7 protein-coding genes and 2 pseudogenes are annotated in these 14,362 nt (G+C 42.0%); 3 read left to right on the top strand and 6 right to left on the bottom strand.

The window, feature by feature from the left end:
• Positions 1 to 187: 187 nt before the first annotated feature.
• The 6 genes from AACS92_RS13540 to AACS92_RS13515 form a co-directional block, all read right to left on the bottom strand.
• On the bottom strand, positions 188 to 1,339 hold the full coding sequence (locus AACS92_RS13540; RefSeq protein WP_099111488.1) for an acyl-CoA dehydrogenase family protein: 1,152 nt from the start codon (positions 1,337 to 1,339) through the stop codon (positions 188 to 190).
• A gap of 7 nt (positions 1,340 to 1,346) precedes the next feature.
• On the bottom strand, positions 1,347 to 1,604 hold the full coding sequence (locus AACS92_RS13535) for an acyl carrier protein (protein WP_047680374.1): 258 nt from the start codon (positions 1,602 to 1,604) through the stop codon (positions 1,347 to 1,349).
• A gap of 12 nt (positions 1,605 to 1,616) precedes the next feature.
• Positions 1,617 to 2,678: an HAD-IIIC family phosphatase gene (locus tag AACS92_RS13530; RefSeq protein WP_099111487.1), complete on the bottom strand. Its 1,062-nt coding sequence runs from the start codon at positions 2,676 to 2,678 to the stop codon at positions 1,617 to 1,619.
• Positions 2,678 to 3,535 carry a 3-hydroxyacyl-CoA dehydrogenase family protein gene (locus tag AACS92_RS13525; RefSeq protein ID WP_099111486.1) on the bottom strand — a complete coding sequence of 286 codons (858 nt, stop codon included), beginning with the start codon at positions 3,533 to 3,535 and terminating at the stop codon, positions 2,678 to 2,680. The genes AACS92_RS13530 and AACS92_RS13525 overlap by 1 nt, the downstream gene beginning before the upstream one ends.
• Before the next feature lie 395 nt (positions 3,536 to 3,930).
• Entirely contained in the window at positions 3,931 to 7,287 is a 3,357-nt protein-coding gene (locus AACS92_RS13520) for an AMP-binding protein (protein ID WP_241538011.1), read from the bottom strand.
• Positions 7,284 to 11,951: an AMP-binding protein gene (locus AACS92_RS13515; RefSeq protein ID WP_241538010.1), complete on the bottom strand. Its 4,668-nt coding sequence runs from the start codon at positions 11,949 to 11,951 to the stop codon at positions 7,284 to 7,286. The genes AACS92_RS13520 and AACS92_RS13515 overlap by 4 nt, the downstream gene beginning before the upstream one ends.
• 559 nt (positions 11,952 to 12,510) lie before the next feature.
• On the opposite strand from AACS92_RS13515, the pseudogene AACS92_RS13510 reads away from it, so the two are divergent.
• The 3 genes and pseudogenes from AACS92_RS13510 (at position 12,511) to AACS92_RS13500 (ending at position 14,280) form a co-directional block, all read left to right on the top strand.
• Positions 12,511 to 13,548 (top strand): annotated as a pseudogene (locus AACS92_RS13510) (IS630 family transposase).
• Between the two features lie 6 nt (positions 13,549 to 13,554).
• Positions 13,555 to 13,860, top strand: a pseudogene (locus AACS92_RS13505) (transposase); the annotation flags it as partial.
• 18 nt (positions 13,861 to 13,878) lie between these two features.
• Positions 13,879 to 14,280: a hypothetical protein gene (locus AACS92_RS13500; RefSeq protein WP_099111485.1), complete on the top strand. Its 402-nt coding sequence runs from the start codon at positions 13,879 to 13,881 to the stop codon at positions 14,278 to 14,280.
• The last annotated feature ends 82 nt before the right edge of the window (positions 14,281 to 14,362 follow it).

Genomic DNA, 14,362 nt, shown 5'->3' with positions numbered 1-14,362 from the left:
TTTGCTAATGAAAAGAGCTGGCTTATTCAATTTAAATAATTAATCATTTCTATAAAGAAGAAAATGATATATTGGCTCAAGGCATCAAATTCATTACGAATTTAAGTATTCAGATTTCCCCGGATTAGTTTATATATCTAATTTTTAATTTTCGGGATTTGCTGATAGATTCGTACTCTTATAGATATCACTCAATAATCGAATTTTTTCTATAAAAACTACGCAAGGCATGTTGCGAGATTATCATTTGCTGAATTTGATTAGTTCCTTCAATAATTTCCAGAACCTTGGCTTCACGATATAACCTTTCTACCGGATAGCGGCTGGATAGTCCATTTCCTCCGAGAACCTGAACGGCGTTATTGGCAACCAACATAGCGACTGCCGAGCTATTATATTTCGCTATATTCGTTTCCATAATGGCCTTGTGATCACCCTGATTCCTTAAATAGCCAATCTTTTCACAAGTGGCTTTTGCGGCATAAAATGCCGTAGCTGAATCAGCAATGATGCCTTGAATTAGTTGATGCTGTGCGATTTTTTGGCCGAATTGTTGCCTCTTACGCGCATAAGTCACCATCTCTTCCAACGCGGCATGGGCAATAGCAACCCCCGCCCAGGCGATACTATAACGACCAAAATAGAGGGCTGTATTAGCGACAAAGCTAAACCCTTCACCCTCACGCCCGACTAAACTCTCTTTTGGTATTTCTACATTATCAAAATAAAGTTCTGATAAATAAGCACCACGGCTTGCCATCAAATCCAGCATTGGTTTTCTCGTTAACCCTTTCACCCCAAATTCGACGATGAATGCACTCACTTTTTCTTCGCAACGGGCAAATACGAGGAATAAATCAGCAATCCCTGAATAAGTAATCCATTTTTTGCTGCCATTAATTCTGAACCCATCTTCTGTCACTTCATACTTTGTTTTGATGGCATTAGCATCAGAGCCAGCTTCCAGTTCAGATAAGGCAAAACATGCGATTTTTTCACCTTTCGCCATTGGCGGTAAATATTTTTCTTTTTGCGATTGGCTTCCTAGTTTTGCAAGCGTTTCACCCACTAAGCTTGTGTGAACCGTTAATAATGCGCGTGTTGAATTACATCCTTTACCGATTTCTTCAGTCAAATAACCATAAGAAAGCGGGTCCATACCTTGCCCGCCATATTCTTTGGGCAACATCGCGCCTAAAAAGCCCTGCGCTCCCATTTCAGTGATAATTTCACCGGGCACTTTACCCTGCTTATCAATTAAAGTTGCGGCTGGTCTTAATACATTATCTGAAAATTGCTTTGCAGCTTCCACCAAAGAATGGAGTTCATGTCCCATCATATAAACCTTACTCTCTTATTTTATTAATTAAGTTCAGCATTGAGTTGATTGAAACAAAATTTTCACGTTCTATATATTCATCCGGTACGGTTATAGAACATTTTTCCTCAATAAAACAAAGTAAACGCATGGCAAAAAGTGAATTGACCAAACCACTTGTAAATATATTAGTATCATCCGACAACTCAACATCATCATCAAATACAGAGATATTATTTTCAATAAATTCACGAATTTCTTTGGCGATTGTATCCAGGTCTTTCATTATCATATCCTATTAATTTATAATGACATCAACATAGTAAGGGAAGTCAGGTACTTGCTCTAATTCGTTTTCAAAGAGCATCGTCTCATCAGCGAGCTTTTCTATTTCTTTAAACCCTGAGAATTGGTAAGTCACAAACATTTGCCGATTACGAGGTGTACGTCTGAATTCAGCATACAATTTATGCCCTTTTGCTTTTGCCTGCTGCATAATATAAGTCAATGCTATACTTCCCACTCCACGAGAAAGCGTTCTACAGGACATTAATAATAATTTAATATAGTCAACCTCTTCTTTATAGTGTACTAATGCCAGACCTATCTTCCCGTAAGAGCCATATTTATCCACTAATTCAAAAACAAATACACCATACTCATCTGAGTGAATTAATTCATTTAATTCTTCTCTACTGTAAGTTATGCCTGTTGAGTTAAGCTGATTAGTCCGTTGTGTCAGTTCCTCAGCCCGGAGGAGATCTTCGTGTTTGGCTTTGGCGATATAAAACTTCATATTGAGTTGGCTGAGGAATTCTTCTGATGTACCAATAAATTCATCTTCCTCTTCTTTACGCAGAATATCTTCTTGGTAACGCTGCCTTCTTAATTTTGCATCATCCGATATTTCCATGTTGGCAATTCTAGGCAAATGAAGTATTGACTGATATTCCAAGGCATCAATACAAGTGACTTGCGGGAATTTAGCATTAACTTCATCCCTTTCTAAAATCTGATCATCAACAAAAATAAATGTATCCGCTGAGATATTTAAATTTCTCTGAATATTTTCAATCGAGGAAGATTTAGCACCCCAATGAATTTGAGGATAAATAAAATAGTGTTTTAAATTAAACTCACTCAGCATTTCCAAAGCATCAGACGCTTCATTCCTGCTTGCTATTGACTGCAAAATACCCATTTGATCCAATTGGTCGATGATTTTTTCTATTCCTGGCTTTAAATTAAGATTATCCCCCTCAGAGAGAACCCCATCCCATATAGTATTGTCTAAATCCCAGATGATACATTTTACCGGTGTATCACTGCTTACTGGCTTATTTGCTAAGTCATCCATCATTAATATTCCGCGTTTTTATAATTAAAAAAGCCCTTACCACTTTTTCTACCAAGATTTCCCGCTTCAACCATTTTCCTTAGCAGAGGACAGCAACGGTATTTCGGGTCCTGATAACTTTCATAGAGAACCTGCAAAGAGTTAACAACCGTATCCAGCCCAATCAGGTCTGCGGTTTCTAATGGCCCCATAGCATGTCCGTAACCTTCTTTGAAGATGCGATCAATATCTTGTGGGCTGGCGAGATTATCCTGTACGAGAAATGCCGCTTCGTTCATGAATAAGTGAGAAAGCCGGTTAGAAACAAATCCGGGAAAATCTTCTACAACAACAGGATTTTTCTCAATGCTCTGTAAGAATTTTTTTGCCTCAGTCAATGTTTGTTCGGAAGTATGGAAACCTTTAATCACTTCTACACATTTCTTTATGGGCACGGGATTCATAAAGTGGAGGCCAAGTACTTTTTGAGGAAAAGGTAACGCTGCTGCAATTTTTGTGATGGATATACAACTTGTGTTTACAGCAATATAAGTTTCAGGCTTAATGTATGGTGCTATTTTTTTATAAACATCCTGTTTAGTTGCCCACTCTTCATTGACATTTTCAATTACCCAGTCACACTCTCTAATCTCTTCATAAGATGACGTAAATTGAATCCGTTCTTTCAATTCTGATATATCCAGAGATTTAAATTCAGGCTTAAGCATCCGATATAAACGAAATTCACTTGAAATTCGCGAAGCGAGATTTCTCAGAACCTCTGAGGATATATCGATAAGTAATATATTATGCCCATATGCAGCACATGTTATTGCCGTGTCTAATCCCATAACACCGGCACCAATAATTGATATTTTCAACGATTACCCCCACTTTTAATGATTGAAAATCAGCTTGTCTAAAAAGATAAAAACAAAATATAGAATATCCGATTCCATAAGTGTTATTTAGATACGCTACCGCCCTTAAGTCACAGCCTTAAAACCAATGTAAAATTTATATTTTTCCGCAAAAAACTTTGACAGCGCAATCAACTCTATTTTTTAAAATAAAATAGAGTTGATTCATGCAATGATTTATTTATCAAAAAGTAACCTTCATGTTAATTTCGAGAAATTAACATGAAAAACACATGGAAAATATACTTTATCAATTAACAGTAAATAAAAGAAATATTAAGACCATAAAGACCTATCATTATTTCCCATGTGATAATTAATATTTATTATGAGCACATAAAATACATCGTCATTCATTAAACAGGCTCTCCTGTACTTCCTTTGGCTTTGCGTCGCCTGTCCGCTAATCTGCTCTTGCCGGATTGGAATGACGACAGCATATGCTCTTGGGATGATTGTTTGTCTGAGTTCACCTGTTCAGGTGACAACCGGTTCTGTTTAATCCAGTTTGAGAATGAGGAAATCGTCGGATGCTCAAATAATACAGTGACACGAACCTCCTGATTGAACGCTTGTTGCAACTGGGATTGGAGTGCAATTATCTTTATCGAGTTACCACCAGCATCAAAGAAATTGATGTTTATATCAATCATTTGGCTTTCCAGCACCGCTTTCCAAACCGCCTGCACTTTAGCTACCACCGGATCTGCCAATGGCACATGATTTTCCACCGGTTTTGTTTGCAGTTGTTGCGCAGCATACTCCTGTAAGCTTCGGCGATTAATTTTGCCGGTAATGGTACGTTCAAACCCATCGACAACCGCAATAAGTGAAGGTAACCACGATTCCGGGAAGTTACGCCGGATATGTTCTCGTACCGGAGGCTCCAACATCGCAGGGGGTTCATGGCTATCAACAAAAAGATACCACTGGCGCTTTCCCTTCGATTCTATTGCGGGCGATTCTGTTACGGGCAATAGACAACAGGCTTTAACCACATCTAATGTCTCAACAACACGCTCCAATTCACTCGGTTCAATGCGAATACCGTTCACCTTCACCTGGTCATCAATCCGCCCCAGATAGCGAAAACCTGACTCACTGGAAAAAGTAACCATGTCGCCAGTGCGATAAAAAGGATGCTTACTGTATTGATCCAAGTACTTAGATTTAACAAAATATTTCTCCGTCTCAACGGGGTTCGTCGTGTAACCACGGGCAACCGCCTTGCCTCCCACCCAAAGCTCACCACGAACACCGGCAGGCAATGGTTTGCCAAATATATCAGCGCAGTAGGCAATAACATTTTGAATTGGCCAACCGATGGCAACATCCGCAGTAAGAGATTGTTTCGCGTTGAGGCAATCCACCGTCGTCTCACTGGGACCATAATGGTTGCTAACGGCATACCCTTGCTGCAACAAATCATCCCGAAGACGTTTGGGTAATTCTTCACCCCCAAATATCCACAATCTCATGGCAGGCAAGAATGGTGCATCCTGAATAAGCTGTGCAATGGCTCCGGGAATAAAGTTGATTAAGGTGATGGATTCAGACTGCAACAGCTCAATGAATGCCTGTCTCTCCAGTAACACATTCGGCGATGGATAGATCAGCGTGGCACCAACAACAAAACTCCCTAATAAATCTTCTACGCTGGGGTCGAAATTCAGATCGGTCAGCCCAAGCACTCTATCAGCGGCTGTCAGCACCGTCTCTTTAATAAACCAGTCCAGCAGGTTTGCGACCGATTCATTACGAATCGCAATCCCCTTAGGCGTACCCGTCGTTCCCGACGTGAATATAAAGTAAAATTCATCTTCAGGCCGTCGGTTAGTCCATAGCGTTGGCTCCGCCGTAGATGGCTGTAAACTCTTTTCCTCAATATCCAGCAGTAAATAACGCCCGCTCTCTGCGCCTGGTTCTTTATTAAAGGAAGCACCACATAAAACAATGCTGCAATCTGCCAAAGTTAACAGCATCTTTTTACGTTGCAGTGGATCTTTCGGATTGACATAGAAGTAACTGCCCCCACTGAATAATATTGCGAGTATTGCCTGAGTCGATAACAATCCTTTTTCAAGATGGACAGCAACTCTGTCTCCCGGAATAAAACCCGATAATCGTAACTGTTCTTGTACGCTACTAATTCCTTTCAATAACTCACAATTGCTGATGTTATTTTGTCCATCGACCAGGCTGATTCCTTGGGGAGACTCGCTAAGACGCTGATAAATACCTGTCAGCAATAAATTGATATCCGGCGTCTGTTCGTTGATCTCCCCGATGCGCAAAGACACTTCTTCAGCGCTCTCTGTACTAAATTTTAAGATGAGATCTTCAATCAAGGTATCTGTGGTGTGATTAATCAGATCTTCCACCAACGATTCAAACCCATTAAACACCATTTTTACTGCATCAGATGCCCCCGTGAAAACCTCTCCGGCACTGAGTTCGACTAACCATTGTTCCACACCAGAAACGGTTAATGTCAAACCGAAATGCGTCGTTTCTTCACTGTATAAATCCGTCACGAATGCGCCACAACGGGTATCCTTCAATGTGGCATCAATGGGATAGTTATCAAAAACCACAATAGAGTCATAGAGTTCTTCACGTATTCCCGCTTCCTCACGGATCAATAAAGGCGGCGTTTTTTCATATTGTTGCGCCTGCTGTAGCGCTTGAAAAACAGAACGCAAAGCAGCTTCTATAATCCACTTACCTTCAAGCGTAAGGATAAGCGGTACGGTATTGATAAACAGACCTAAGGGCTGACGGTCAATGTCCTGCGTCAAAGCTCCGCCTCTGCCAGAAAATGTACAGCCCAACGTAATGGTTTTTTGGAAGGTGAATTTAGCCAGCGTCAATGCCCAGCATAGATAAATAAAACTGGCCGACGTTACCCCCGCGCGGCGGCAAAGTGATTCTATAGCCGATTTACGTTCTTCGCTCCATAGGCTACTTACGACGATTTTTTCATTTATTGCTTTCTCAGCCACATTGTGACCAGTAGTTCGGAACAGGGGTTCATCCAAGAGTTTGGTTGTTGCAGAAAACTCTCCATCAGGCAAATGTTGAAACACCTCTCGCCAATATTTGCGACCGGACATCAACGCTTCCTGGCTTAATCCCTGCCAGAGTTGTTGTGAATAGATACGAGCATCCAGAGGAACAATTTTTTGCCGACGCAATCCCTGCAACCAGAGGGAAATCAACAACGAACTACTCCAGCCATCCATCAGAATATGGTGAAAAGAGAAGGCCAGACTTACCGTTCCCGCCTTAACATCGTGGAAGCCAACAATGCGAAACACTTCTTTGTTCAATGCAAAAGGAGTGGCTTTAGAATATGCCAGCCAATCAAGGCAACGCTGTTTAATTGACGGGACGGGAGCCGTCGAATCAACACGGGTGTATTCAAACGGAATTCGGGGCAAAGAATAAATAACCTGATGGGGAGTGCGAATACCTTCCCAGACAAAAACCGACCTGAGAGCGGGCTGTGACTGCTGTATCTGCTGCCATACTTCAAGGAGGGCTTCTTTATCGACATCCACCTTCACGCTGAATGCCACACCAATGTGATAAGCGCTGTTTCCATCTTTTAATGCGTGAAACAGTAACCCATTCGCTTGAGGCGTCACTTGTAGCAGTTCTTCAATATAATTAGCGTTGAATACTGTATTCGCTGAATCGATAGCGGTTCTCATGCTGAGGCTCCCTTAATAATGAGATCAAGCTCCGCTTGTGAGAGTTGACAAAGAGGAAAATCGGCAGGTATTAATGGCTGTTCCAAACACTGATCAGCCTGCAAATCACGGGATACCTCATGTTTGCTATCACACCAGGCTAAGCGTTTTTCGTTTAATAGCTGCTTTTCGCTCAATAATAGTTTTTCGTTTAATTGTGCCAAGTAATGCTGCGCATCATCACCATTAGCGTTGGGAATACCCAACCTCAATTCAACTAAAACAGAACCAGACTCACGGCAATCACGAATGAGGATGTCAAAGTCGGTCACACTCTTTTCGTCAGGATGCCGGAAACCTCCCGACAAGGACTGAACCAGATCGAAATGCGCCCATGTTCCGCGTCCCTCTAATCCCGATCCAATATCATTGATGCACATGTGTGGTCGTTTTCCCGGATGACTCAGCCCCAACTGCACTTTCCAGCTCTGTTTATCTTCATAGAGACCCGACTTTAATATTCGCAAAAAAGCAGTTTGGGAAAGTCGGTATGGGTGCTCTGATGAAATGTTAAGAGCCAACTGATTAAAGCCGGTAAACCAACCCACCGCATTCGCCATTTCCGTGTTCCGGGTTGCGGGAATGCCTGCTTCAGAGAATAAACGCCCATGGTTTTCAAACAGGATTACAGGCTGCGGAGGCAATATTCCGTTATCTTGCATAACGTCCATCAAAGCAGCCGCGATCAATTGTGAACGCTCAGCCTTAAAGCGTTGCTCCATCAATCGCAAATCATGACCGCAAATTGACAGCGCCAAAGTAACCGGAGTCACCGAGGAGTGATGGAAGGTATCGTCATAAGGTACATCATCCACTTCAGGAACGTGTTCTCCTAACCATTTACCCCAAAGGAATGCGCCTTGCTCATGGATCGTTTCCTCTGCGTTCGCAGTCTGGAATGAAGAATCATTAATAGCCTGCTCCAATTCATCCAATAAGAAAATCCATGAATGCACATCGCAAATAAGGTGATGACAAACCCAAAACAGATAATTTTTGTGTGAAACCGGATCAAATACGACCGAATGCACGCTGGGTTGTTTCTCCAGACAAACTCGGCCTTGCAATTTATTCAATCGGTCTTCAAGGTGTTCACCCGGCGCCAGAATCTCGTCTTCTGTCACGGTATCACCGTCATACACCTCCGGTTCTGGAGATGCAAAGTAAAACTCACTCAAATCTTGATTTGCTCTCAAAGCAAAAATTTTATGCCTTGCTTTAACCATTGAGACAGCCGCGTTTATTTCTTCAGCCGAGAGCGAAGATTTCAACTCAAGCACCATGCCTTGTTGCAAACGATTGCCGTGTTTAAAACATTGTTGCCGGAACCAACGGGTACTTGGTAAGAACTTAATCCAGCTTGCTTCAATCTCTTCTGAGATAGCCGAATTGGTGACTTCATTTTCCAATGCCGCTACGCAGGCTTTTTCAAGCACAGAGCCCAAGGAATTCAACGTTAACAGTTCACTTGCAGCAATCCGAATCCCTTCTCTGGCTAATAATGCAACGAGCCTGATCGCTTTGATCGAGTCTCCTCCCTGTTCCAGAAATGAAGTGGTAAGATCGACGGTCTGGGGCCAGATAGGTTTCAGAAAATCTGCATTTAACCAGATTGGCAGTTGATAGGTTCCCGACGCATTCTGGCTTGGTGTATTGTCTGAACCGAGCTGGGAAGAACCACTCGCCATCAACGTTGCCTGAGCTGCGGCAGTCAGCGCCGCCATATCAACTTTACCATTCGCATTAATCGGCCAGGGTTGTACGGTACAGTATAGCGTTGGTAACCAAGCATCAGGAATTTTTGTTTTCAGGCTACGTTGAAATTCCGGGCAGTCATGCGGTATGACTTGACTGCTGCACAAAGCGACTGTTTCATACCCATCCGCTTCATCAACCACCAGTTTCAGTGCCTTCAACTCCCAACTATAGTTGTCGTTTTCCCCAACACTCGTCAGTACACTTTCCACTGCTTTCTCTATTTCCGCGGGGTGGATCCGGTAGCCACGTATCTTAAATTCATCGTCAATACGCCCAAGGCAATGAAATATGCCTTGCTCGTCCTGTAACCCCAAGTCACCAGTACGATACCAACGGCTTAAGCCATCAGCACCGCACACAAATTTTTCCTGCGTCTGGATACTGTCGTTGAGATATCCCGTGGCCAGCACCGGACCACTGATACTGATTTCACCCCTGAATCCACGGGGCATATTTTGCCCCCAAGAATCTTTTATCGACATCTCTGTTTTACCCAACGCTGTACCGATAGGCATAACTGCGGTGTTTATCTTGTTATTACCGTCAGGAGAGCTTTCTCCCTCACTCACTGAGCAGATACAGCATCCGACTGTTGTTTCTGTCGGCCCATATTCATTGATTACTTTGCTTCCCACAGGAAAATAATCGAGTGCTTTCTTCACCAGAGAAGAAGACAAATTTTCTCCACCCACAACAAAAGTCAGCGGATGACTTCTTTCCGGGCTGTGCTCAATCAGCAATGAGAGATGGGATGGCGTGCATTTAACGCCCGTCAATGACTCATCAGCCAGTAACGTTTGCAGCAATTCAGGGTTATCACGGATATCTTGTTCATGAGGCTGGATAAATCCGCCCGACAAAACCGGAACCAGAATAGCGGTCTGGGTTAAATCAAAACCAAAGGAGGTAAATAAAGGCGCATTAAATGGAGTCTGCGCAGCGTAAGCCGCCTTAGCCGCCAACGCATAATTGGCCAGCGCCATCGGGGAAATCACCACGCCTTTAGGTTCTCCGGTCGATCCTGAGGTATAGAGAATATAAGCAGGGTGACAGTGTGTATGTTCTGTCCATGTCACTGGATTCAATGCAACATCAATCCCTGCCTTATCCAAGGAAACACGTAACAAACGCAAGCCCAGCATTTCTGCAAGGTGATGGTCGGTTTCCGTATAAATGCAGAGAGATGCCCCCGAATTACGGGCAATAGCCGATAATCTGGCTAAAGGCATGATCGGACAAACGGGAACTACCGTCACATTTTCAATCAGGCAAGCCAGATAAGCGAGCACAGTTTCAGGAGTACGTCTTCCCAGAATAAATACCGGATTGTGCTCATCATGCCCATTTCGTATGGTACGCAACTGTTCTCTGAACTTGTTAATCCATTGCAATCCCTGACGATAAGTTACCGCATCAGCACCCTGCTTGAATAACAGGTTATCAGCATAACGTTCAAACGCATGGTATAAATGAATGCCGATCGGTTTTGTCTGGGATTCTTTCCAAGAGTGGGTTTCTTGCTCTTTTTCACCTAATGGTGTTTGTGTGACTTCTTGTTGTGCCAAAATTTCGCAGGCAACTTCCATTGCATAATCAGTGACTGTTTTCAGAAACATGTGACATTGATCTAATGACCATATCTTGCGGAAATCACCTTCAAGTTTGAAGTTCCCACCCTCAAAGCGGTCATGGATATGAATGGTCGCAAACAGGGCTTCTACTGCTTGCATATGATCAATTGATACGTCAGCACCTAAGACAGTTTTCCGGAAAATGCCAGTTTGATAAGAAACCCCGAAAGCGGGAATGATTCGTTTCCAATCTTGTGATGCAAATTCATTCCATCGGGCGCCTGGCGCATAACGTGAGTGGGCAACCGCTTTTTGCAAACGCGGCTTAAGCATATGGTAACAATCTGTCACCGTCTCCCCCGCTTCACGAGATACGGGGATCAAAACCGGTGCCACTGCCATAGAGGCAGAGCGTTTCTCTTCATTACTCCAGCGGTTAAGCATCGGTGCCTGCAATAAAGCGCCATTGCCATCCTCAATAACCATTTGTGTATACGCAACTGCCGCGAAAAATAGCCTGAAAATGGAGCCGCCACGACTTTTAAACTGGCGCAGCATATCGTTTTCAGCTTCGCTCAGTTCGTAACGTACACGCCGGGATAGAGGCGTTAGTCTGCGATAGTCACCAATCGGATAACGGCTGGCTATTTTGCCGGCATTAGCTGATTCCGTTTCGTTACCGGTATTGTCACTGAAAATACTCCGCCAATACGCTTCATCTCTTTGCATACGCCGGGAGTTTTCATAATTCCGCTCACCCTCCGCGTTAACCGAAAATAGGAGATATTCAGTATCCGGTTCTTCTTCTTCCAACGCACTCATTAGATGTTCTATCAGTATTGACAATCCCTCACCATCTGTAGCCGCATGATGTGCCTTAATAAACCATCCTGTTTGTTCTTGTCGGAAGCGTACAGCAAAAATTCGTACTGGTGTGAGTGACAGCTTTTCTTCTGTCAACATCTGACGTTCAGCCCAACTCTCGAAAGCTTGTTTTGGATCTGGGTAGCAACTAAAGTCTATCTGTATGATTTCAGCGTTTGGTGTTATCTGTCGAATGCCATGCCACTGGGTTGCTAATGGATCTGTTTCAATAACATTGGCCACAAATCCAATATGAAAGATATCCATTGAGTTTTGTATTATTTCAGCTGCCCGTACAAACCTGTCCAAAAAAATATCTCTATTTATACGTATTGCAACACCCAAATAAAGAGAATATCCGGTTAAATTAAATAATTCCATTTTGAAAATAGCTTGCTGTGATCTAGATAGCTCAAAAATAGGTTTATCCATGATTAAAAACTCATTTATACTCAGTTGGGCGAAAAATTGCATTATTTATTCTTAATGCAATTTTCACCATAGACCATGATAATTAATCTCAGAATACTTAACTTTAGTCATTGCAATAATTATAATTATTGTTGAATATAATTACTCAAATACAGTCGCCATGAAACATTATGGACAAAAAATAAACAGATTATTTTGCATTATAAAAATTCAATGAGTCGCATTAAAATAACGCGCATCAGGAATAAATCCAAAACTATTATAACAAATTAACCCACAAGCTGACTTAACACTTAAATTTATGGTATCAGAGCCAAATTAAATTTCAAAATTTATTTTGAATAGACCTCGTGAAATTCATCACAAAATATATTAGAAATTAATCATAAAAAAATAATAACCTAAAATTATGGTATTATATCTCAATATAACCAATTTTATGATCACAGATTCAATTCATTGTAATAGAATTAAAACCTATCTAAATAATTTTTCATAATATACTCATCGTCATTGAAGATGCTTGATTTTTCATTCCTATCAGATCAAAATCGCGCCCATGAAAATTACCCTGACAGATGCCCAAAAAGAAGCGCTTGAATTGATGCACGATACGACTCGTGATGGGCGCGTCCGTGACCGTATCAAAGCCGTGCTTTTAGCCTCAGAAGGCTGGACTGCTCAAATGATTGCTCAGGCTTTGCGTATTCATGAAAGTACCGTGAGTCGCCATCTGAAGGATTATTCTTCTGAGGAAAAACTCGCCCCTGAAAATGGAGGCTCTGAAAGCCGCTTGTCTGCCGAACAAACGACAGAGTTAGTGGCGTATCTGACCGCTAATTTGATGCACACCACCGCGCAAATTGTCGCCTGGGTCTGGACGCGCTGGCAGGTGACTTTCACCGTGGCTGGGATGACAAAGTGGCTTCACCGCCAGGGGTTCAGCTATAAGAAGCCGATGGGGACACCGCATAAATCCGATACGGATAAACAGCAACAGTTTATTGAGCGCTACAACGCGCTGAAAGCGGAATGTGGGCAAAATGAGCCGATTTTGTTTATTGATGTCGTGCATCCTACCCAATCTACAAAATTACGTTACGGCTGGATGAAGCGTGGAAGGACGCAGGTTAAAGTGGTCGAAACCACCGGCAGCCGCACCCGCCTCAATATTATAGGCGCCCTCAATTTGCAACGGATTGAAGCGACGGTGATCCGTGACTATCCGACGATTAACGCGAAAAATGTCGTCCTGTTTTTCTGTGCCATCCGGGAAACGTATCCGCTTTAACAAAGAATTCATATTATTCTGGATGGAGCGGGTTACCACCGTGCTGAAATAGTACAATTTTTTGCTGAAGTCCTGAATATCAGGTTGCATTATCTGCCGCCTTACAGCCCTAACCTCAACCCGATTGAGCGATTATGGAAGTACGCGAATGAGCAGGTACGAAACAATGTCTATTTCCCGGATGCCAAAACGTTCCGTAAAACCCTTCATCATTTTTTTCATGTCACCTTACCCGAAAAAGGACAGGAATTAGCTACCCGGCTGACCGATAATTTCCAGACTTTAATTCCTGCATCTTCAAGTTAATTGCGTATTTTTATTAAAATGCTGGAAGTCTTAAAAAGATATTATCGGGGTGTGAAAACGCTGACCGTGATTTTGGATAATTATTGCATTCATAAAAGCCGGGCAGTTCAGCGTTGGTTGGCTCAAAACCCCACCATTATCCTCTTATTCCTGCCCGTCTACTCGCCTTGGTTGAACAAAATAGAATACTTATGGCACACGTTACATGAAACAGTCACACGTAACCATTGTTGTCGGTATATGTGGCAACTGCTCAGTAATGTGAAAAAATTCTTGAAAAAATCTGCAAATAGACTCTTTCAGAGAAAGTAAATCGAGTGTCTCACTATTATGAAAAGTTATTTAGATGAAATAGATGAAATAATCGCTCTAGATGACAAAAAACCCAATGTTTACCTATTATCTAAAGTGTATTCTTACATACATAATAAAAAGTTAAATGACAATATTTTTATAGCGTTCAACGCTTGGGGTACTCATGGATACATAATTAATAATCATGCAGCACAATGTCTATATAAAAAACTTAAATCAATACGTTATGAAGCTGATATGTGGTGGATTTTTCGACTAGTCGGTTTTATCAACATATATTGTCATATTCCTCATATTATCAATACAAAAGATATCGATAAATCTGATTCAACCATTGAATCAGAAAGAAAGCAATATATCAACATAAGAGAAAAGATTCGTATTAACATAATGAAAAATGGGTCATGCTCCCAATGATTAGATCTTGTGATAAACTCCCTACTTTTTATTCTGGGTGAGATATGGCTAAAGTGGATGTGATTTGTCGTTACTGTCATAA

The organism is Xenorhabdus sp. KJ12.1 (assembly GCF_963876495.1).
Taxonomy (GTDB): Bacteria; Pseudomonadota; Gammaproteobacteria; order Enterobacterales; family Enterobacteriaceae; genus Xenorhabdus; species Xenorhabdus stockiae.
Note: the sequence above shows the minus strand (reverse complement) of the source record. Positions and strands in the feature narration are given on the sequence as shown.